Origin of the sequence: Deinococcus yavapaiensis KR-236 (assembly GCF_003217515.1) — a bacterium.
GTDB classification, from domain to species: domain Bacteria; phylum Deinococcota; class Deinococci; order Deinococcales; family Deinococcaceae; genus Deinococcus_A; species Deinococcus_A yavapaiensis.
On sequence record NZ_QJSX01000011.1, the window covers coordinates 172,677 to 193,516 of the forward strand.

A 20,840-nucleotide genomic window follows, 5' to 3' on the forward strand; every position below is an offset into this window, starting at 1 on the left:
CGATCGTGCTGATCGTGCTGGTCATGCCGAAAAACGAGGAAGGCGGAGTACGTCAATCGCGAGCGGGGCGCAGCACGGGTCCGCCCAGGGCGATCACGCGCGCGATCGTGCGCTCGCCGATCGTGACGGGCGAAGCGGTCGAGACGCGCCGCGCCCACTTACCGGCGTACGCGTCGTGCAGCGCGGAGCGGCGAAACACCGCGTCGAGGGCGACCGGGTCGTCACCGACGACGAAATGCGCCAGGCGAAGCAACGCGAACGCCGCCTCGCTGCGCGACGCGTACCCGTCGCACACGCCGTCGTCGAAAAGCGCCGCGAACTTCGCGCCGTTGCGCAACCGCCGCAAGCACGCGATGGCGGCGTCGACGTTCGTCGTGGAAGTGATTCGGGGCGGCGCAGCGGTCGGTGAAGTCGGGACGAGCAAGCGCACGTCGAACAGCCGGGTGGGCCACGCCGTCCACGGTGGGACGGCCCGCCCCGTCACGGTCACGTGACCGGTGCGCAGAAGTTCGGCGCGCCGCCCGCTCGCGAGACGCACGACGGCGTTCGAAGCTTCGTGCGTTTCGTCGCGCACGAGGACGTGCACGCCCGAACCGGGTGAACGTTCGACGTACCCGCCGATCTCCTGCGCGGCACTCACGGCCCACGGCGCGATCCGCCCGTCCTGGGCGACGCACGCGTCGAGGTCTACGCACGCGAGACCGCTGCCGTGCAGCGCGTACCCGACGCCCGTTCCGACGTGGCGGCGCGCGAACGCGTCGTTCAGGGCGTCCCACGTCATCCAGCACGCGGCGTCGCGCACGTCGTGCGCGCGCGCCTGGCGGCCGCGAACGAGCAGCGGGACTTTCGCGACGCCCCCGTTGGGGCGCCGTCGGGCCGCCCACACGACCCATCGTGCGTCGTGCAGCGGCCAGCGGGCCGCGACGCGAGCGAGCAAATCAACGCGATCGTTGGGCATGCGTGCCCCTCGCGCGTTCGCGAATGACGCGCGCGGCGTTCACGTCACGGTGCTCCCGCGCCCCACAGCATACGCAACGCCCTTCGCGAGCCCAGTACTTCATGGCGCCGGGTGTGCCGCACGCTGCGCACGTCGTCGACGTGTCGCGCGGATCGACGAGTTCCACGCGACCGCCGCGCGCGCGCACGAGGTCGGCGGCGTACCGCACGTACACCTTCGACCCGAGCGCGTCGGCCCACTCGGCGTACGGCGATTCCCGCCGGCGAAATCCAGCGTAATCCGTGTCCTCAATGGCGACCTCCTCGTGATCCAACAGCAACGACGTCGCCGCTTCGAAGGCGGGCCGCACGGTGCGAAACAGCACGGCGTCGCGCTTGAGGCGGGCGACGCGCTCGTCGTGCGTACGGCGGACGCCCGGCGCGCGCGGTACGGGCACGTCGAGCCGCAGCGCCGCGGGCAGCACGGTCGGAACGCGGCTCACGACGTGCTCGCCGGCGGTCGTCACGAGGTTGAGCATGCCCGGATCCACGCCGATCATGCCGGGGTGGCGCGGTTCGGGAACTTCGAGCACCTCGAACCCCCACGAGACGTGGTAGATCGGACCGCTCGGGGACGGCATGCGGCGCAACGTCGCGCGGTTCGCCCACGCGAGGCGCACGCCCCCCTCGGCCGTCGTCGCGGCCTCTTCGACGCGAGGCGGCTCGTACGGATGACGAGCGAGGTGCCGCAGCAACTCGACGTTCGCGTCGACGTCACCAGTCGTCAGGCGACGCTCCAAGTCGGCGCGCTCGTCTCGCAGGCGATCGAAGCTCTGAGCGCGCCACGCGCGCACGACACGGTCGGCAGCGACCGGCCAAACGTACGCCGCGGCGGGCACGAGGCCTTCGACGCCCAGCAACTCCACGGCATCGTCGAAGAGCGGCCGAGCGAGGTTCCCGACGTCGAGTGGTTCGTCGGGGTGTGCGCGCGGCAGGTCTCGCAAGCGCGCACCCGGTTCGAGAGCGCCGATCACCTGCCCGAACGCGCGCGCCACGCCGTCGATCACGTCGCTGCCCACGTCGTGGGTCCAGCCATGATGGCGCGCGAGATCACGCAACCACCCGCGGCGATTCGGCGGGTCGCGCAGAACGCAGGTCGTGGCGTCGGCGCGCTCCGCGTCGCGCAGCAGGGCGTCGAGGTCGAAGTCGGTGCGGTCGAGCGCCGCTCGCGCGCGAAGTGCTTGCCACGCGAGATCGGAAACCTCGAATTGACGATCGAGGTGAGGAAGTTGACTCGGGTGCGGCCGGAGGCGATGTCCGATGTACAGCGTGTATGACAAAAGGGATCCTTTCGAAGCGAACGTGGGAAGTCGAAGGTGTATTCGAGTCGACGAACGACACGAATCGTGTGGTCGTACGATCGTTCGCGCCGATTCGACCTCAAGGCTTTCTCGAATCGAACTCGGGTGGAAGTGCGGACGCGTCTTAGAGACGCTCGGGCAACATGGCGATCGACGGTGGGGCGCGACATGCACGCCAGGTGGTGCCCTCGCGGTCGACGAATCGGATGGTTTCGACACGATTTCTTTTCTAGGTTCTTGTCGGACTCGGGACTTCCTTCGGCTTTCCTCCTACCTTTCCTTCGGCGACCTCGAACGCTCCTCGGCCGTCGATCGAAAGTACGATGCTGAGAAATGGCGCGAAATCCTACGTGGGCGAGAGACGAGATCATGTTGGCGTTGGAGTTGTACGTGCGTCATGGCCGCAGGTTGCTCGACGCACGTCACCCGGACGTCGTCGCGCTCAGCGAGTTGCTGCGTGCGCTCCCCGTCCATCCCCTGGAGGAGCGCGACGTGAGCTTCCGGAACCCCACGTGAAGATCGCGAACTTGGCGTACTTCGACGAAGCGAACGGTGGAGGTGGTTTGCGTGGTGGAGGAAAGGGAGACCGAGTCGTGTGGGACACGTACGCGCATCGCTCAGAGGAGTTGAGACGCTTGACCGACGTCGTGCGCGGCGCCCGAGAGGACGTCCCGCCGCTCGTCGACGTCGACGAAGGCTTCCCCGAAGGCAGGATCGTCGAACGACTGCATAAAAGCCGCGAACGAAGCCGCACGCTGGTGCGTGCCAAGCTGGCGGACGTGAGTGCGAAGACCGGACGGTTGGCGTGCGAAGCGTGCGGCTTCGACTTCGAAGCGACGTACGGCGATGCGGCGCGAGGAATGGCCGAATGTCATCATCGTGTGCCGTTGAGCGCGATCGGGCAGAGCAAGACGACGCTCGCGGACCTCGCGGTCGTATGCGCGAACTGCCATCGCTACTTGCACCGCGTTCGACCGATGCCCACCGTCGAGGAGTTGCGGTTGGCTCTCGCGTCGCACGGCACTTGATCGAGTTCGTCCGCATCGACTTTTCGCACAGCGAAGGTTCGAGACGCGAGTTGGACGCCCCCTTCCGGTTCGAGGTTCGGCCACCTCGGTCGCACTTCGAGGAGCCACCGAGCTCGTTCGAGCATCGAACGAGGTCGTGCCTGCCGGGCGGCGTACAGAACCGCGGTGGCGTGCCTGCTTGAGGAACTTGGTCGAGGCGGGCGTCGTGTGCGACCACAGGTGGAAGCGACACACTCGGAAAAGGTCCTCGCGGCATGCGACTCACGCAGCGCCGAACTCTTCTCGTGTCGTGCCGGGAAGAAATCGTCGACGCGCGACGGTGCGGAACCTGATCCAGCGAATCTTGGACGCGCCTCGAAACGAGAAAAGACGCTCGAATCGGCTAAAACACTTCTCGGACGGCACGGTCGTCCAGGCGCACGTGAGCGCCGCCGACGCGAAAAGTCGGCGACGTCCTCGGTCTTACGTGAAGTCGCGTTCACGTGTCGCCGTTCGAGGAAGCCTGCCGTCTCGACGAGAACGAACGCCGACCACGTTACTCCTCGAGCGGCGCGACGCTTCGAAGGTTCGTGCGAACATCGATGCTCTTCTCTGTTCGGCGTCCAAGCGCGCGGAGGGTCCTCGCGTCAGGCGTCGGCCTGGAACACGTCCGCGCGCCTTTCGACCGAACGTCGAAGCTTCACGAGGGCGAAAGAAGCTCGCCGCCGCGGTTCACGATCTCGCCGCGCCGAACGAACACGAAGTAGTCCTCGGCATCGCCGACCTCCGGCATGACCCCGAGCCAAAAGGTCGTTTCGCTCGTCGGTAGGCGCTCCTCCCCGTCCGTGAGGCCGACGTGGCGTCCTGTTCGCGTGCGCGCGATCAACATCAGGCACCCACCGCCCGTGTCGATCGCTTCGAAGTCGAGGTTCGCGGTGAGGTCACGCCAATCGCGGGCACCCACCTGGGTGGCGAGCGTGTCGAGGGTTTCGCCGTCGAGGGCGTGGGCGCGCTGCAGCAATCGAGGCGCGAGGGTCGAAGAGGACATGGATTTACGATACGTCGCGCGAACGCCGCTTGGGGCGGCACATGTCGGCCAGCCTCGACGCCTCGGCCTTCCACGGAGAACGTCGTTCTTCGAGCGTCGTCTCCTCGTGCTCGCGGCAAGCGCCTATGGTCGAAGGCGGAGCGCTCCTTGCGAATTCAGACGCGTCGACCTCGCGAACTTGGTACCCCGGATTGGACGGTCGTCGGCGCACGTCGCCTTGACAGTCGCGTGAAAGACCGAGGTCGCGACTTGCACCACGTTCGGCCCATGCCTGCCGTCGGAGGGGCGCGATCGCGTGACACGACGATCGACGGAAGGCGTTCGCTCGTGACACCGGAATCCCTTCCAGTTCGACCGCGCGCACGCCATGCGCAAGCCGCGCCATCCTTCCTCTCCCCTCCCGTGTCCATGCCGAAGGTCGTTCGACGGCTAGCCCCCTGGGCCTCGAAGGTCGTGCATTTAGCGCACGGCTGTTCACACCACTCGTCGGCGATCGCCTTTGAACTCGCGCAATTCGAGCATGCCACAGCGCTTTTCGACCTCGACGAACGCATCGTGCGGCACAGCCGCCCTCTCGTCGAACCCCGTTCGCCCGGCCGGATCGTCGGTCGAGCGCCCGTCGTGGCGACGCGCGGCCGACGACCGACGATCTCACCGTACGATCAGCACGATCAGCACGATCAGCACGCCCACCGTACCCGACGCCAGCAGACTCGCGCGAAACGCGTCCGCGAAAGCGGCGGCTCGACGCTCGTGAACGAGCGCCACGAGCCGCCGCACCTCGATCAGTTGCGCGTGCACGTCCCCCGCCACCGACTCCAGTCGAGCGCCCGTCGCCAACGCGCGGGCGCTCACGTCGTCGATGCGCGACACGCGCGCCGACATGCGGTCCACCTCGGCCGCGAAGCGATCCAGGCGCGCTTGAATGTCGCGCGCTTGCTGCACTTGCACGCCCGCGCCCTCCTGCAACCTTGAGACGAGATCCGAGAACTGCTGCTCGACGACGTCGAATTGCAGCACGATCTGCCGCAACTGCTCCTCGTTCGACACGTCCACCGCACGCGGCGCCGTCGGCGTAACCTCGTCGATCCACCCGTGCTGCGCGAGCACTCGCGCGATCGCCTCACGCTGCGTCACCGAGCGGTCCACCGCCGCGCGCCGCAACGCCACGTGCACCAACCCCACGAGCACCTCCGGCCACTGCCGCCCCCGCCCCGGCACGATCGACAACTTCGCGCCGAGCAGGTCCTCGACGTCCACACCAAGTTGCCGCACGCTCTCCGACCCGACCCCCAGTCGCGCGGCGACTTGCCCAGGCGACAGCATCAGGCCGTGCTCGCCGCGCAGCGCCGCCGCCACGTCCACGCGCTCGCCGTCCCCGCTCACGTCGACTGTCCTTTGCGGAGCCGGAGCCCCAAGCCAGCTTGGCTCGGCAGAGTGGGCCGCCAATCGACGACCATCACGCGCATGCGCTCGAAGGCAGCGCGCTCGAGGACGCGCGCGGCGACGCCGAAAATCGTGGCCGCGCGCGCTTCGGTCGACGCGCCCCAGATTTGACGGCGAGGCGCTTCGCCTCGCCGCGGCGGCACGGCGTACGTCGCGAGCTTCTCGGCAAGGACGCCGCGCGTGTGGCTGCCCGCGTCGTACTCGACCCAGACGTCTTCGTCGCCGTCGAGCCAGCGGGCGTCGGGGGTGGGCACGCGCCGAAACGTGCGCGCGTCCGCGTCGTAGCGTCCGCCGTGGTGCGCGCGCACCGTCCACGCGGACCACGGCGCACTCAGGCGCTCGCGCATCGCGGCCGTGCCCGCGAGTTGCCGCAAGGTGTGCGGCGCGTAGCGCGCGGTGCGCGCGTCGCGGCACGCGAACGTCGTGAGGACCGGGCGCGCGTTGCGGGTGAGGCCGACGTCGTGCGTCACGAGGTGGAGGCCGTGGGCGGTGGGGTTCGCGAGGAGGGCGTCGACTTCGTCCGTGTCGAGGTCGTGCGCGAGAGCCAAGTGCGGCACCGTGACAGCACGGTCGATCCACACGGTTCGGGCCAAGGGGCTGTTCGAGGCCGAGTTGGGGCACAGGAGGGGCATGCCTCCTTCTTCGCAGGTCGCTGTGCGCTCCGCAAGGGCGCGGGCGCAGTCATTCAACCCGTTTATCCCAGCGTGTGCACGAAGCGAGCGAGCGCGCCTTCGGGCGCGCTCGCTCGTGAAGGTCAGCGTTGCAAGGCTCGCCAGACGTTCCACAACCTGCGTTCAGCGTCGGAGTTGCCGACGGCGTGCGAGGCGGCGGTGTGCACGACGTACTCGGAGACGTTCGTGACAAGGCCGCCCGGGGTGTTCAATCCGCCGGGCTGAAGCGAGCCTTGAGCCGCTTGACCGACGAGGCGAGCGAGCGGTCCGGGCAGGCGTGCGCCCACGCCGATCCGCACGGCGGCGGTCAGGACGTCCTTGTGTTCGGCGAGTTCGGCGAGGCGTTCGGGCGTGAGTTTGACGGACGCGCGGTAACGCAGCCGTCCGTCCGGCGCGAGGCCGAGCCGCACACCGTCAACCTCCAGCGATCGCAGCAACCGCACGAGGTCGGCGCTCACACGTCCTCCTCGAACAACGTCGCGCGCGCGCTTCCGCTCGCGTCGACGTCGAGCTTTTCCGATTCGACTTTTTGCAGGAGCACGCGCGCGCCCGCCGCCGTTCGCGACAACTGACGGTACTCCACGCCGAGTTTCCGCAGCGCGGGCGCGGCGCGACTCACGGCGGCGGCGGCGGCCTTGGCGTGCTGCGGCCACGTCCGAGGTGTGGTCGCGCCGGGGTGCGTGGCGACGTAGCGGCGCGTGACGACGTCGAGCAGCTCGGCGTAGTTCCCGCTCCACGACTCGAGCTGCTCGACGAGCGAGCGAAGTGTCGAAGCGAACTCGTCTCCGTCCAGCAGACTGCTCGCAGTCGCCGCTTGCACGCCCGCGTACGTGGCCATGAACGTTCCTTCCGGCCACGGCAAAGCGCGTTCGGCGGCGATCACGAGACGGCCGAAATCGGCCATGCGCGGAAGGCTTGGCGCTTGAATCGACGCTTGGTGACGCAGACCGACGGCGACCGCGTCGAGGAGCGCGCCGAGCAGCGACGCACGCGCGTCCTCGAATTCCGCGCGAACGACGCTTTCGGGGCGGCGCGCGTCGTCCGGAATGCGCCGCAAGGTGATGGAAATCGCACGGTCGGCGAGGTCCGCTTGACCCATCAGATCGGGAATGCCGTTCAAAATCGTGGGCCGACACGCCTCCAAAACCGTTTCGTCCGAAGTCGTGTGCAACGTGCGCGTGCCGAACACCCCACCCGTCGCGAGGCGGCACAACGCGTCCGACATCGGCAAGGAGACGGAGCTAGCGTTGTCGATCGTGACGACGTGGTGGCTTTGCGCGGCGATGACTAGGTCTTGTTCCGTGCGCGGCGCGGAACGGGTGCGCGACGTGCGCGGGTCGACCAGGTCGCGCAATTGCAACGTTAAGAATGATTTGCCGCTTCCTGCTTCGCCGCTGACCGCCAAGATCGGATACGGCCCGACCCCAGCGAGGACGCCGATCAGCCACGCGACGATCAGCACGAGTTCGGCCGTGACTTCGTCGCCGAGGTTCAGGATCTTGCCGAGGTCCAAGACGTTGCCGCCGGGCGTCGGAAGTGGGAGGGGCGCGTATCCGGACGGGCGAAGGAACGCGACCGGGCACTCGTCCTCGCGAACGACAGTGTAGCCGTCCGCGTCGACGCGCACGACATGGCGGTCGTCGTCGCCGAGGTCGAGGTACGTGACGTTCTTGTCGTGCGCGACGCGGACGGCCACGACGCGTACCTTGCCTTCGGCCGCTGCTTTGGTGGCGAGGTGCAGCATCGCCTCGCGCGCGCTTTGTTGCGCAAGGGCGTTTCCTTCGGTGCGGTAGACGAGGTGACGCAACGCACGCTCCGCGCCCCCGCTGGGCAGCGGGTACGTTTCTCGGCGACCGCGAAATTCGATTTTGACGAAGCTGCGGTCGTGCACGTCGCCGAACACCTCGCCGCCATTTTCTTGGACGAGGCGGTCGACGAGGAGGCTGATCGACTCGCGAGTGGCTTTCGCAGGCTCCGCCGTCGGCTCGTTCGACGGCGTCGCCGTCGAGGTGGTGCTGTGGGACGGCGGGCGTTTGCGCGCGCACGCCGTCGACGGGCGAGGCGGCTGAGTCGTAGGGCGGTCCGCGCGAGCGAACAGACGAGCGTCGAGAACATCGCCGTATGGCCGAGGCTCCGCCGGGTACCGCGTCAACCGGTCGGTAGTGACGGGCAGAAGGGTGTCCGCGCCCGCGACGAGCCACGGGCCGTGTTCGACGAGGCCTTCGGGCACGTGCGGAGTGGTCAGCAGGGCGACGACGTCACGTGGGTCGCGACCGACGTACGTGAGCGTATCGAGGCGTTCGAGAACTGCGCGGGCGTCGGCGTCGAGCTCCCCGGTCTCAGGGTTGCGCACGCCGCGACCAACGACGGCCACCACGTCCTCGCCGAGCTCGAAGGCGATGAAAATCAGAGGGCCGTGGCCGTCGGGGTGGATGCCGTAGCCGCGCGTGGCGTACGCGGCGAGGTGAGTCTCATGGCGACGCAGTGGCCGGGCCGATTCGTCGAGCGGCGACACGAGCAGCGACGGGAGGGTGGTCGGGTCGGCGGACCACGAGATGGTGGCCCACGTGGCGCGCTTGCTGAGTTCAGCGGTGATCGTGTCGTGATGATTTAAGGGCGTAGGCTGCATTTTGACGATCCTTTCGAGCCGAGAGTCAGGAGCGGCGGCGGCGGGCGTTGCGGCGCGTGCGCAATTTGCAGAACTCGTCGAGCTGCGTTTGCGAGACGCGCACGGAGGCGCCGACGTAATAACTTCTGAGGCGGCCCGCGCGGATCCAGCGGTAGACCGTGTTTTCGTGGACGCTCAACATCTTCGCGACGCCGGCAACGGTGAGGTAGGTTTTCGTGGGGTCGATCATGGTGTCTCCTGGTGCTGCGTGGTGTCGCGCGATCGGGCCCGGTCGCTTGATTTCATTCCAGCACGAGGGTTTGCCGCGATTTTTCGCCAGACAAGACAGTGGCCTTGATCACGATATTTGCCACATCCCGACATGGGGCCTTTTGGTAGACGCCTCCGATTCGAAATTCTTGACGAATGCGAGGCGTGGTCGGACGGACAAGACAAATAGTGATACATAACACATGTCTCAGCGATGTCTAGACATATCGAATGACGAAGAGGCGGGCTTCGGCCGTCAGACCGAAGCCCGCCTCTTCGTTCCCGACGTCAGAGCAAGTCGTCGAGGTCGCGCACGTGCGCTTGCTTCTCGGATTCCTGCACCACGCGGTACTCGGCCAGCAACGTCGTGAGCCTGGTGTGACCGAGCGTCGCGGACACGACTTCCAAGGGTGCGCCTTTCGCGCGCATCAAACCGACGTACGTGCGGCGCAGCGCCTGGATACTCAAGACGTCGACCCCGGCTTCGACGCACAAGCGCTTGAACGGCCGCCGCACGTTGTCCGGGTAGATCACGGACCCGTTGCGCGTCGTGAACACGAGGTCGGTGTCGTGCCACGGCGAACCGGCCGCGATTTGACGTTCGCGCAGCGCTTCTTGCGCTCGGCGGTGCTCGCGAAGGCGGCGCAGCAAATGCGGCGGCAAGTACAACGTGCGGCGGCTCGCCTCGGTCTTCAACTCGCCGCGCGCGAGGCCGCGCGGCATTGGTCGGTGGCCTTTCGCCACCGAGGTCCTTTGAGCGTCCGCGGGCGTGGGGGCGGGCGCTTTCTTCACCGCTTCTTGCAGCGTCACGCGTCCAGTCCGAAGGTCCACGTCCGACCAACGCAAGCCGAGGGCTTCGCCACGTCGCGCACCGAGGGCCATATAGAACTCGTACAGGAATCCCTCGGGGTACTTGCGCAACACGGGCAGCAGCGCTGCGAGTTGCTCGGCCGTGTACGCCGTCTTCTCGCGGGCGCGGCCACTTGCGCGCGCTTCGATCTCGACGCTTTCCATGGGGTTCACGACGATCAAACCGTCGACCTTGGCAGTCTTGAATAGGTTGTGCACGACCGTCCGCACGAGCTTCAGGGTCGCGTTGGAAAGTTTCCTCGTAGGCTTCGCCTCCTTCGGAGGACGCGCGTTCTTGCGCGGCGGCTTGTTCGGGTCCCGCGGAGGAGCGGGCTTGGGCACGGACACGTGAGCGTCCTTCTTGAAGAGTGCGTCGAACATCTTCGACAAATGCGCTGGCCGCACTTTCTGAACGCGCATGCCGCCGATCTCGGGCAGCACGTGGTTGTCGAGCAGCATGCGATAGTTCGCAAGGGTTTTCATGGCGCGCCCGCGGATTTCCTTTCGGTTCAACCACATGGTCGCGTACTCCGCTACGGTTTGATCGTCACGGTCCACGATCAAACCAGTGTGATGTTGAGTGCGCAGTTTGGACACGGCGTTCAAGGCGGCTTCGTGACTGTCGACCGTCGCTGAGAACTTTTGGCCGTCGAGCATGATGCGGTAGCGGTAGCGGCCGTTCGCGGTCTTCTCGATGTTGCCTTCGCGGTTGGATCGCTTGTGCTTTCGTTCGTCCTTGCGGTTGCGCTTCGCGCCGTCGTTTGTGGTTCGTCTCGTCACGTGGCTCCTTTCGCCTGTTTCGTCCAGCTTGACAAACGCTGGCAAACTAGGCAAACGAAAAGTGGTGACGGCGGGATAATCAGGGATAGCGACACGACGACCGAAACACGTTGAAATCGACGAAAATCAGATTCGAGGTCGACCGTGCCGAACGAGAAAAATAGTTGAACGGCCCGTTCGCAATGAGGAGGTCAGGGGTTCGAATCCCCTCAGCTCCACCAAGACAACCCCGTCTTCGACGGGGTTTCTTCTTTTCCAGAAACCCGAACGCACTTCCGAAGTCCCACTTGTGCCAAATCCGTGCCAAATGTCCACGCTACGCCTCCTCACGCGTCAACTCCGATAAACTCAGCGCCCAACGCTCATGCTCCGACTTGTACGTGTGCCCGTACCGCTTCCACGTGAAGTCCGGGTCTTCGTGACCCGACTTCTCACTGATGATCGTCAACGGAGCGCCCACCGCGAGCATCAACGACGTGAACGTATGCCGAAGATCATGGATGCGAATCCGAGGCAGGCCCGCTTGATCGCACAGCATCACGAAGTGCCGCCTCAAGTTGTCTCCACGTTGAGGCGTGCCGACCGTCGAAGGAAACACCATGCCGTGCTCCTTCCAACGGCCGCCTTGCGCGGCCCGTTCGATTTGCTGCTGCTCACGGTGGTACATCAACAGCGCGTGGGCTTCGTCACTCAACGCCAGCGTTCGTCGGCTTTTCGCCGTTTTCGGAGTCGTCACGTTCCCCTTGTGGTCAAGGCTTTCCCGAACGTGCAGCTCTCGTTTCTCGAAGTCCACATTCGCCCACCGCAACGCGCACGCTTCCCCACGGCGCATGCCCGTATGCAGAAGCATCAACAGCAAGCGACCCCATCGGTCTTCTTTTACAACCGGAGCGAATCGTCGAGCTTCCTCGCGCGTCCACACAGACGCCGTCCACTCGCGCGCGTCTTCGTCGCGCGGTCGCTCCGGCTTCACGATGTCGGCCACGTTACGGGGAATCAATTCCAACGTCATCGCGTGCTTCAGCGCGCTGTGCAGCACCACAGCACCACATGCACTTTCTGCTGAGTGGGCGTGCCTTTGCCTTGCTTCGACAGCTCGCTGTAAAACGCGCTCAATTTCGCTGGCGTGAGTTCATGCAATCTCATCGCGCCCAGCAAAGGCACGATGTGCAGCCGCACATGACGCGCGTAATCGTCCCGGGTTTTCCGCGCGAGGCGTTGCTTTGAATTCAACCACTGGTCGGGCAACGCTTCAATCGTGATTTTGCTCGGCGTGGCGAGCTTCCCTCCCTGGGCGGCCGCGAGCAACTCGTGCTTGGCCTGCCTCGCTGCCCGCATGCTTTTAATTTTGGAGGTTCGCGAGGATCGACTTCGAACTTCTCCTCCGCGGCCGGTGGGTTCGAGGTCCGACGCGGCGCGGTTCGCTGGTGTCGGCGCAGGGGCGTCGAAGTGCAAGGCGGCGACGGGAACGCGGAGGATGCGTTGTTTGATGTCGCCGTGAGGCGAGTGTCCATCACGAATGGCTCGATAGACGAGGGCTTTGTGCACACCGAGACGACGGACGGCTTCTTGAACCGTGACGTATGGCTGTCCGGTCACAGGCGTGCTCGTTCGGAACGTTACGCCAATTCTGTGCTCAATTCGAAGGTGAAGGGCTCGGTTTTGATCGTCTTATCGGATGAGCGTTTTGCAGGGCGCGTGGAAAAAGCATGTTTTGACGCGGTTTGGCCGTCGCCTTCGACCTTGCTGCTTGTTGGGTTTTCGCCTTCGCGGGAACGAGCGTCAAATGCACCTCAGAGATTGTCGCTTCATGCCAGACTTGATGCAGCATGCTATCGGTGAACCTTCTCGTTCTCGGCCCACCGGTTGTGCAAGCGCATCCTCCCGTTCACCTGACATCACGTAAAGCGCTCGCGCTTCTCGTCATCCTCGCCCTCGAAGGACCTCGTTCACGCGAGGAACTCGCCAGGCTGTTATGGCGTGGCTCTCGTCCGCTCGCGCTGCAAAGCCTACGCAGCAGTCTAACCACTCTGCGCGTCGCACTCGGCGAACACGCGTCCCTTCTGTACATCGAACGCGACCGCGTGTTCCTCGACGACACGCGCCTGCACCTCGACGCGCGTCAGCTCGACACCGCCGGGGAGCACGAGTTGCTGACCTTGTGGCGCGGGCCTTTCCTGCAAGGACTCCGCATCCACGACAGCCCCGAATGGGACGATTGGGTCAACGAGTGGAGCGCTCGCCTGCACGCGCGCTTTGAAGCGCGCGTGCAGCACGTCATGCGTCAACTGCTCCACGGCGAGCACTTCGACAAAGCGCTCAGCTTGGCGCGGCAAGTGCTCGCCGCCGATCCCTTCTCCGAGCAACGCGTCACCTTGATGCTTGACGCGCTCGTACAAGCTGGACGTGTCAGCGAAGCACGACAAGAAGCGAACGCTTTCGCGGAACGTTTCAGCCGTGAGTTCGGTGAACCTCCCGCCTTGCCGTCCCTTCCAGAGTTGCCGGCCCCACCGCCCACCGCCCCTCCACGCACCAACCTCCACTTCGAACGTACGCCTTTCATCGGTCGCACCGTCGAGCAAGCGCACGCGCGGAACGCCCTACGGCAATTCCGACTCGTCACGCTGCACGGCCAAGGTGGCCTGGGGAAAACACGTCTCGCGCGCACCATTGGTCGCACTTTGGCCGACGAGAGCGTATTCGAATACGTGGCGTTCGTGCCGATGGAAACGGCACGTGACATCAGCGAACTCCCGGAGCGTGTCGCCGCCACCCTCGGCCACATCATCTCGAACGTCAAGCGCCCGCTTGACGAACTCGCGGAACTTATCGGGCACCGACGCCTGCTGCTCATCCTCGACAACTTCGAGCAGTTGAGCGCGCAAGCGCTCGCACTCAACGAACTGCTCGGCCGCTGCCCACACCTACGGATTCTCGTCACCTCCCGAGAGCGTCTGCACCTCAAAGCGGAAGCCGTCTTACCGCTCACCCCGTTGGTCGTGCCAAGCGTGAACGCGGACGTCTCGTCAATGCGAGAAGCGGACGCCCTGCGCTTGTTCATGGAGCGCGCACAAAGCGCCCGCATCGACTTCACGCCCACCGAGGATATTTGGCCGCTCGTGCGGCGAGCGTGCGAACTCGTCGGCGGGTTACCGCTCGGGATCGAACTGGCGGCCGCGTGGACGAGCACGTGGCCGCTCGCGTTCATCGTGCAGGAACTCGAACGTGACCCGTTGGCGCTTCAGCATCCGCTGCGAGACGCGTCACCACGGCAGCACAGCTTACGGTCATCGTTCGACTTATCCTGGCGGCTGCTGCGTGACGAGGACCGCCGAGTGCTTGAACGTTTATCCGTCTTCCACGGCGGCTTCACCCTCGAAGCCGCCCGAGAAGTGGCTGGCGCCACGCCGAACAGCCTCGCCGAACTCACGAGTAAAGCGCTCGTTCGCCTCGAGAGCGTCACACGCTATACCTTCCACCCGCTGCTGCGCGAGTACGCACGCGCGCATCTCGACGAACGACCAGAAGAGCGCGAGGCAGCGCTCGACGCGCACGCGAAGTACTTCCTCAGCGCCTTGCGCAGTCCACGCATGACCGTTGGTGGCGCCGCATCACCGGAGTTGCTCGCGTTCGTGCGCGACGAGGACGCGAATTTGCTCGCGCTGCTGCCGTACTTGCAAGCCACGCGGCAGTACGAACACCTCACGGCCCTGGTCGAGCCGCTGCTGTGGCACTACCCGGCGACCGCGGGACCGAGCGGCTTCGGGTTCGCGTTGCACCTCTCCGAGGAGTTGCTGAACGCACTTCCGCACGATGACACGCACGCACTCACCGCCCGGCTCACCGTCACGTCAAGCTACGCGTGGCTGCTGCTGTTCGTGGGAAGTTTAGGGGCGTCCATCCGCCTGTACGAAGACGCCGTCCGGCTGGCCCGCACGTTGCAAGACGACGTCGCAGTTCAACGCGCCCTCGACGGCCTCGGCCAGGCGTTGTACCGCTCGGCACGCTCAGAAGAAGCGACGGTTGCGTTGGAGGATGCGGTGCGTCTCGCGGAACGCCAAGGCGACCCGTACCGATTGTTCCGATCGCTGAACAACTTGATGATGGCCGCCGGCATGTCCGATGACTTCGAGCGAGCCGGCAGCGCCGAGCAGCACGCTCGAAGTTTTCGAACACGTGGTGATGTGGCCGACGGCATGGACGTCGTGTGGTTCCTCACGAATGAAGGCGTCATACACCTTCTTCAAGGGCAGCACGACCGTGCCTTGACGTTATGGCAAGAAGGCCTCGACGTCGCCGCTCGGACCGGCATGCTCGGGCAACGAACGGTGCTGCACGCCCTTCGCGCGTGGGCGTTCCTCGATCAAGGCGTGCGCTTCGAGCAACCGTACGCGTTGCAAGACGCCGATCGAGCGGTGCAAGAAGCGCTTGGCGTCGCGCGACAAACAGGCGAACCGTTCGCGCTCAACCTCGCGCTCGTCGTATCGGCGCGCCTCAAATTACACGAAGGTGACGCGTCGAGCGCTGTTCGGGACATGCGTGAAGCGCTCCTTGGGTGCTGGCGAAGCGAGAACTTGACGCTTCTGGTGTGGCTCTTGCCGTACCTCGCCGAAGCGTTCGAAGCGCACGGAGACGTCATCGTCGCGGCGGAACTCGCCGTGCTCCTCACGCGGTCACCGCTGGTCAAGCAGCACGTTCGACGACACGCCGAGGCGGTGCTCGAACGCACTCAACGGCACGTAGACACCTCGAACGCCCTACCGAAGGAACACGCTCTCACCCTTGACGACATCGTCGCACGCTTTCTCTTCGCTGAATGAGACAGGGTGGCAAGGAGGGACACCCGTTAAGACACAGCGGTACGGTGCTGGAGTTGTCTTCGAGAATCGCCGCATGCGGTTGCGGCGTTCCGTCCTCAGCGACATGCGGCCAGGACACGCCGAGATTTTTCGCTGACGGTCGGGCGTGCACGCCCCGGGGCGGCGGTGCGTCGCCAAGACATTACGCGCCATGCCGAACGCCACGACCTCACGCGTCGACGATCTTCAAGCGCTCTACGCAATGTTTCCTCTTCTCAAGTTCGAAGTTGACCTGTTCCTGCTCATCACTCGACTTCGCTTCCGTACACGAGGCGGCAACCATTTATCTTCTTGCCTGCCGCCCCTGAACGAGCGTCGAAGTGGTCAGCTGCGCTTGCCCACCGCTTGCTTATACACGTTCCCTCGCCACGAGATTAATCTATACGTCCTTCTCATCTTTTAACGGTCTTTTGACGCTCGACCTTCTACATTGAACGCACCCATTAGCCAAACGCTCAGATTCCCCTCAGTCAAACCGCCCGCCCTCTCACTGGAAAGAAGGTCATCATGTCCAACGCCACCCTCCGCATCGCCCTCGCCGCCATCTTGCTGTCCACGCCCCTCGCCACAGCAGAGGAAGTCAGCGTCGGCGGTGCTACCAGCTCCGCTCAGTCCTCCTTCGACGTCACCGTCAACGTCACCGCCAGCTGCAAACTCACCACTCAGAACATCGGTGGAACCGGCTACACGTACAACGCCCTCAACACCACCGACCTCGAAATCGAAAATCCGTCGGCCATCACGGTGCAGTGCAACTCTGGCGCCAACTACTACCTCAGCAGCAGCGTCACCAGCAGCGCCCTCTACAACGGCAGCAGCTACCTCAGCTACAGCATCGACTTCAACAACGGCGCCGGCCTGCCCTCCAATGCCGTCAGTACCGGCGGGCAGGATGTGTACTCCGCCAAAGTCACCATCCCGAAGAATCAGACGCAAGCGGCCGTCGGCACGTACACCGGCACCGTCACGATCTACATCGGACTGCTGAACTGAGGCGCGCATGCGACTCCCCTTCGCACGACGCATTTCGCCGCTGCTCACAGCCCTCGCTCTGAGCAGCACCAGCGCCGCTGACGTCAACGTGGGCGGTTCAAGTGGCCCCGGCGGTTCGGCACCCCTCGACGTGCAAGTCAGCGTCACCATCACCAGTGCTTGCACCCTCACCACCAGCAACGCGAACTTCGGCACGTACGCCGCGGCCGACACGACCGCCAAGACAGCTGAAGCCACCATCACCGTCACGTGCGTCAGCGGCACGAGCTACACCTACCGCTTCGACGCCGCCGCCACCCCCGGCCCGGAAGGCGACCTCGCCATGATCCACGAAAATGGCGTGAACACCGGGTACCTCAACTACGAAATGACCGGCTACACCTTCGAAGACAACGGTCAAGCGTACTCCGTGAATCCCTACGAGGAAGTCACGGTGACGTCGAACGGACAGCCGTTCGTGCAACGCCGCACCTTCAGCATCTACACCGGGCAGTACAACGCGCCCGTCGGTCCGTACAAAGACACGCACGTCGTGTCGATCACGCTCCTCAACTAACCCGAGGACCACCCACACGGGTGGTCCTCGACCAACCCAGGAGGTTCGTATGCGCCGGAGCACCCTGCTCGGGCTGTGCTTGTTTGTCTCGGCTTGCAGCACCCAACCCACGCCCAACGTTGTCGAAACGGGTCCTCGCGTGCTGGGCTTGGTGGAAGTCACGGCCGGCGAGCAAGCCACCGTCAAGTGGGTGGCTCCGGACGCGGACACGCTGAGTGCTCTCGACCTCAGCAGCATTCCCGCCGGTCTCGACGTGCAAGTCGTACCCACCACCATCCCCTACTTCGACGCGAACGGCACGCGCTACCTCTACTCACAATTCAAAGTGCGAAACGGCAAAGGCAGCATCCCCAACAGCGACCTCAAAAACGTCACCTTCCTCGCCCTCGACAACACCACTACTCTCGGCGACACCGCCATCGTCTCGATGCGCAACGCCGCAGGAGCGAGCATCACCAGCGTGGACGTCGCGCGCAGTCTGCGACCCACCCACCGCATGGACACCTCCAGCGTTGTGCAAGCGTTGGGCGCGGACTTGCAACTGTTCAGCGAAAGCGACGTGAGTGCCTTCGCCAACAGCTTTCCGTGGGGCTTCGGAGTGCGGCACTGCCTGGACGTGAACTGCGACGCGTACGACAAGACTCTGCCGGGCAACCCGGCCCTCAATCAGTTCGATGGGCGGGTGACACTGGCGTTCAAAACGCCGATCACCACGAGTGCGAACACGCCCAAGAGCGCGTCGATGCTGTACTTGGTCGTCGCGGATAACACGACCAACGCGAGGGTGGTGCAGAGCAGCGAAGAGCAACTGACAGGCACCGTCGCCGGGAAAAGCACTGTCCCGACAGGCTTCGACCTCGTCAAACTGCCCGGGTCAGGTCTGCCGGGTGGGACGCAGCTGGGGAACGTGCGCGTGGCGGGCACGGCGAGTACGACCACGACGACGCTGTTGACGCGTCCTTCCCTCACGGCGAGTAACGCGACCTTGCAGCAAGGGCAAGCCGTGACGTACGCCGTGAGTGGATCAGACCCGCAGGGCAGTGCGTTGACGTACAGCGTGTCGAGCGGGACGCTGCCGGCTGGCCTCACGTTGAACGCGAGCACAGGAGCAGTCAGCGGTACGCCGTCGAGTTACGGCACCTCGTCTGTGACATTCCGAGCGACAAACGCCAGCGGGGAGTTCGACGAGAAGATCGTGACGCTTACCGTGACGGCCACCCCGCCAAGCGTGACGGTTGGGAATCAAAGCTTGACGCAAGGGCAAAGCGCGAACTTCACCGTTACCGCCAGCGACCCGCAAGACCTGACGCTGACGTACAGTCTCGCTCAAGGCAGCACCCTACCAGTTGGACTGTCGCTCAATGCCTCCACGGGTGTGGTGAGTGGCACGCCAACCGTTTTCGGCACCTTCCCCGTGACCTTCCAAGTCACCAACAGTGGCGGCGGCACCACCAGCAAGACGGTCACCCTCAGTGTCACCGCCACCGCGCCAAGCATCACACTCGGCAATCAGAGCTTGACGCAAGGGCAAGCAGCGAACTTCAATGTCACGGCTTCCGACCCGCAAAACCTCAGCTTGACGTACAGCCTCGCCCAGGGCAGCACATTGCTTGCTGGCTTGTCCTTGGATGGCAGTACGGGCGTCGTGAGTGGCACGCCCAGCGTCTTCGGCACCTTCCCGGTGACCTTCCAAGTGACAAACAGCGGGGGGGCGAGCGCCACCAAGACCATCACCCTCACGATCACGGCCACCCCGCCAAGCGTGACGGTAGGCAATCAGACGTTGCTGCAGGGGCAGAGTGCGAACTTCACCGTCACCGCGAGCGATCCGCAGAGCCTCAGCTTGACGTACAGCCTCGCTCAAGGCAGCACGCTCCCCGCAGGGTTGTCCTTGAATGGCAGCACGGGTGTGGTGAGCGGCACGCCCAGCACGGCAGGAACGACCAGCGTCACCTTCCAAGTCACCAACAGCGGTGGCGGCACCGCATCGAAGACGATCACGATCACCGTGAACTCGACGAGTGGCTTGCTTGACACGACCTTCGGCACGGGCGGCAAGGTCACCACACCCGTAGGGACGTCTACTGACGATGCACGCACGTTGGTGATGCAGCCGGATGGGAAGCTCGTCGCCGCCGGGTACACCTTCAACGGTTCGAACTTCGATTTCGCGTTGGTGCGGTACAACAGCAACGGCACGCTCGACACCACCTTCGGCTCGGGCGGCAAGATTACCACGCCCATCGGAACGTCGCATGACGTCGCCTTCGCGTTGGTGGTGCAGTCGGATGGGAAGCTCGTCGCCGCCGGGTACACCTCCAACGGCACGAACGATGACTTCGCGTTGGTGCGGTACAACAGCAACGGTTCGCTCGACACGACCTTCGGCACGAACGGCAAGGTCACCACGGACTTCGGAATGTCGGCTGACTTTGCCTACGCGTTGGTGGTGCAACCCGACGGGAAGCTCGTCGCCGCTGGAGCCACCTACAACGGCTCGAACTCTGACCTCGCGTTGGTGCGGTACAACAGCAACGGTTCGCTCGACACCACCTTCGGCACGAGCGGCAAGGTCACCACGCCTATCGGGACATCGGATGATCAAGCACACGCGTTGGTAATGCAACCGGACGGGAAGCTCGTCGCCGCCGGACAAGCCTCCAACGGCTCGAACAACGACTTCGCGTTGGTGCGGTACAACAGCAACGGCACGCTCGACACCACCTTCGGCTCGGGCGGCAAGATCACCACGACGTCGTATGGCATCGCCCATGCGTTGGTGATGCAATCCGACGGGAAGCTCATCGCCGCCGGAGAGACCTACAACGGCTCGACCTATGATTTCGCGTTGGTGCGGTACAACAGCAACGGCACGCTCGACACCACCTTCGGCGCCAACGGCAAAGTCACCCCGCCCGTTGGGACGTCGCAGGACAGAGCCTACGCGTTGGTGATGCAACCCGACGGGAAGCTCGTCGCCGCCGGGTACGCCTCCAACGGCACGAACTATGACTTCGCGTTGGTGCGGTACAACAGCAACGGCACGCTCGACACCACCTTCGGCACGAACGGCAAGGTCACCACGGACTTCGGGATGTCGGGTGGCATCGCCTTCGCGTTGGTGGTGCAGTCGGATGGGAAGCTCGTCGCCGCTGGCTACTCCTACAGCCCAACCTATGACTTCGCGTTGGTGCGGTACCTGCCGTAGGAGAGGCCCATGAATATGACCAAGAACGTTTCCCTGCTGGCCGTAGCACTCCTCGTCGGCTGCGCCACGCCACCTCAAGCTCCCACCGGTCCTCGCGTGCTGGGCATCGTGCAAGTCACCGCCGGGCAGGACGCCGCCGTGCAGTGGGTGCGACCCGACGCGGACACCCTACGTGCCCTCGACCTCACCAGCATTCCCGCTGGTCTCGACGTGCAAGTCGTCCCCACCACCACCCCCTACTTCGACGC

Annotated in this window: 18 protein-coding genes; 7 read left to right on the forward strand and 11 right to left on the reverse strand. The window is 64.9% G+C overall.

Translation table 11 applies throughout. From position 1 onward, the window contains the following. Window positions 1-52 precede the first annotated feature (52 nt). Both DES52_RS14575 and DES52_RS14580 read right to left on the reverse strand, forming a co-directional pair. The gene (locus DES52_RS14575; RefSeq protein WP_110887549.1) at window positions 53-958 is read right to left on the reverse strand and encodes a hypothetical protein; all 906 of its coding nucleotides are present in this window, start codon (window positions 956-958) and stop codon (window positions 53-55) included. Continuing rightward, on the reverse strand, window positions 939-2,276 hold the full coding sequence (locus DES52_RS14580) for a zinc ribbon domain-containing protein (RefSeq protein WP_110887550.1): 1,338 nt from the start codon (window positions 2,274-2,276) through the stop codon (window positions 939-941). Before DES52_RS14580 ends, DES52_RS14575 begins: the two co-directional genes overlap by 20 nt. Window positions 2,277-2,630: 354 nt before the next feature. Between DES52_RS14580 and DES52_RS23000 the strand changes: the two genes are divergently transcribed. Both DES52_RS23000 and DES52_RS14585 read left to right on the forward strand, forming a co-directional pair. Then, the gene (locus DES52_RS23000) at window positions 2,631-2,813 is read left to right on the forward strand and encodes a hypothetical protein (protein WP_170131065.1); all 183 of its coding nucleotides are present in this window, start codon (window positions 2,631-2,633) and stop codon (window positions 2,811-2,813) included. Next, window positions 2,810-3,325, forward strand: coding sequence for an HNH endonuclease (locus DES52_RS14585; RefSeq protein ID WP_170131066.1), 516 nt, complete (start codon window positions 2,810-2,812; stop codon window positions 3,323-3,325). The genes DES52_RS23000 and DES52_RS14585 overlap by 4 nt, the downstream gene beginning before the upstream one ends. Window positions 3,326-4,004: 679 nt before the next feature. Here the strand turns inward: DES52_RS14585 and DES52_RS14595 are convergent. The 9 genes from DES52_RS14595 to DES52_RS14640 all read right to left on the reverse strand — a co-directional run bounded on the left by DES52_RS14595 (window position 4,005) and on the right by DES52_RS14640 (window position 12,431). Further along, window positions 4,005-4,352, reverse strand: coding sequence for a hypothetical protein (locus DES52_RS14595; RefSeq protein WP_110887553.1), 348 nt, complete (start codon window positions 4,350-4,352; stop codon window positions 4,005-4,007). 651 nt (window positions 4,353-5,003) lie between these two features. Further along, window positions 5,004-5,738 (reverse strand): hypothetical protein, encoded by a 735-nt coding sequence (locus DES52_RS14605; protein WP_110887555.1) that lies wholly within the window; start codon window positions 5,736-5,738, stop codon window positions 5,004-5,006. Continuing rightward, complete coding sequence (locus DES52_RS14610) at window positions 5,735-6,430, reverse strand: hypothetical protein (RefSeq protein WP_110887556.1); 696 nt, start codon at window positions 6,428-6,430, stop codon at window positions 5,735-5,737. Before DES52_RS14610 ends, DES52_RS14605 begins: the two co-directional genes overlap by 4 nt. A gap of 122 nt (window positions 6,431-6,552) precedes the next feature. After that, window positions 6,553-6,927 carry a hypothetical protein gene (locus DES52_RS14615; RefSeq protein ID WP_110887557.1) on the reverse strand — a complete coding sequence of 125 codons (375 nt, stop codon included), beginning with the start codon at window positions 6,925-6,927 and terminating at the stop codon, window positions 6,553-6,555. Continuing rightward, window positions 6,924-9,098 (reverse strand): hypothetical protein, encoded by a 2,175-nt coding sequence (locus tag DES52_RS14620; RefSeq protein ID WP_110887558.1) that lies wholly within the window; start codon window positions 9,096-9,098, stop codon window positions 6,924-6,926. Before DES52_RS14620 ends, DES52_RS14615 begins: the two co-directional genes overlap by 4 nt. Before the next feature lie 25 nt (window positions 9,099-9,123). Next, the gene (locus DES52_RS14625) at window positions 9,124-9,327 is read right to left on the reverse strand and encodes a helix-turn-helix domain-containing protein (RefSeq protein ID WP_110887559.1); all 204 of its coding nucleotides are present in this window, start codon (window positions 9,325-9,327) and stop codon (window positions 9,124-9,126) included. 308 nt (window positions 9,328-9,635) lie between these two features. After that, window positions 9,636-10,976: a tyrosine-type recombinase/integrase gene (locus tag DES52_RS14630; protein ID WP_110887560.1), complete on the reverse strand. Its 1,341-nt coding sequence runs from the start codon at window positions 10,974-10,976 to the stop codon at window positions 9,636-9,638. Between the two features lie 316 nt (window positions 10,977-11,292). After that, on the reverse strand, window positions 11,293-11,988 hold the full coding sequence (locus tag DES52_RS14635; protein ID WP_146237302.1) for a site-specific integrase: 696 nt from the start codon (window positions 11,986-11,988) through the stop codon (window positions 11,293-11,295). Window positions 11,989-11,996: 8 nt separating this feature from the next. Beyond that, window positions 11,997-12,431 carry a tyrosine-type recombinase/integrase gene (locus tag DES52_RS14640; RefSeq protein WP_146237303.1) on the reverse strand — a complete coding sequence of 145 codons (435 nt, stop codon included), beginning with the start codon at window positions 12,429-12,431 and terminating at the stop codon, window positions 11,997-11,999. Window positions 12,432-12,814: 383 nt separating this feature from the next. Here DES52_RS14640 and DES52_RS14645 point away from each other — a divergent pair, with 383 nt between their 5' ends. The 5 genes from DES52_RS14645 to DES52_RS14665 form a co-directional block, all read left to right on the forward strand. Then, window positions 12,815-15,796, forward strand: a complete 2,982-nt coding sequence (locus tag DES52_RS14645; RefSeq protein WP_170131067.1) for an ATP-binding protein — start codon at window positions 12,815-12,817, stop codon at window positions 15,794-15,796. Between the two features lie 546 nt (window positions 15,797-16,342). Beyond that, complete coding sequence (locus DES52_RS14650; RefSeq protein ID WP_110887564.1) at window positions 16,343-16,828, forward strand: Csu type fimbrial protein; 486 nt, start codon at window positions 16,343-16,345, stop codon at window positions 16,826-16,828. Window positions 16,829-16,835: 7 nt separating this feature from the next. Next, entirely contained in the window at window positions 16,836-17,384 is a 549-nt protein-coding gene (locus DES52_RS14655) for a spore coat protein U domain-containing protein (protein ID WP_110887565.1), read from the forward strand. Between the two features lie 49 nt (window positions 17,385-17,433). Further along, a complete protein-coding gene (locus DES52_RS14660) occupies window positions 17,434-20,592 on the forward strand; it encodes a delta-60 repeat domain-containing protein (protein ID WP_110887566.1) in 3,159 nt (1,052 codons plus the stop codon). Window positions 20,593-20,601: 9 nt separating this feature from the next. After that, window positions 20,602-20,840 (forward strand): hypothetical protein (locus DES52_RS14665; RefSeq protein ID WP_146237304.1); only part of this gene is annotated, 239 nt, incomplete at its 3' end.

Coding starts and splice junctions, on each gene's coding strand:
- DES52_RS14635 (WP_146237302.1), bottom strand. CDS start 11,988: ATGACGTTGGAATTGATTCCCCGTAACGTGGCCGACATCGTGAAGCCG.
- DES52_RS14625 (WP_110887559.1), bottom strand. CDS start 9,327: ATGATCGACCCCACGAAAACCTACCTCACCGTTGCCGGCGTCGCGAAG.
- DES52_RS14610 (WP_110887556.1), bottom strand. CDS start 6,430: ATGCCCCTCCTGTGCCCCAACTCGGCCTCGAACAGCCCCTTGGCCCGA.
- DES52_RS14595 (WP_110887553.1), bottom strand. CDS start 4,352: ATGTCCTCTTCGACCCTCGCGCCTCGATTGCTGCAGCGCGCCCACGCC.
- DES52_RS14575 (WP_110887549.1), bottom strand. CDS start 958: ATGCCCAACGATCGCGTTGATTTGCTCGCTCGCGTCGCGGCCCGCTGG.
- DES52_RS14655 (WP_110887565.1), top strand. CDS start 16,836: ATGCGACTCCCCTTCGCACGACGCATTTCGCCGCTGCTCACAGCCCTC.
- DES52_RS14650 (WP_110887564.1), top strand. CDS start 16,343: ATGTCCAACGCCACCCTCCGCATCGCCCTCGCCGCCATCTTGCTGTCC.
- DES52_RS23000 (WP_170131065.1), top strand. CDS start 2,631: ATGGCGCGAAATCCTACGTGGGCGAGAGACGAGATCATGTTGGCGTTG.
- DES52_RS14620 (WP_110887558.1), bottom strand. CDS start 9,098: ATGCAGCCTACGCCCTTAAATCATCACGACACGATCACCGCTGAACTC.
- DES52_RS14660 (WP_110887566.1), top strand. CDS start 17,434: ATGCGCCGGAGCACCCTGCTCGGGCTGTGCTTGTTTGTCTCGGCTTGC.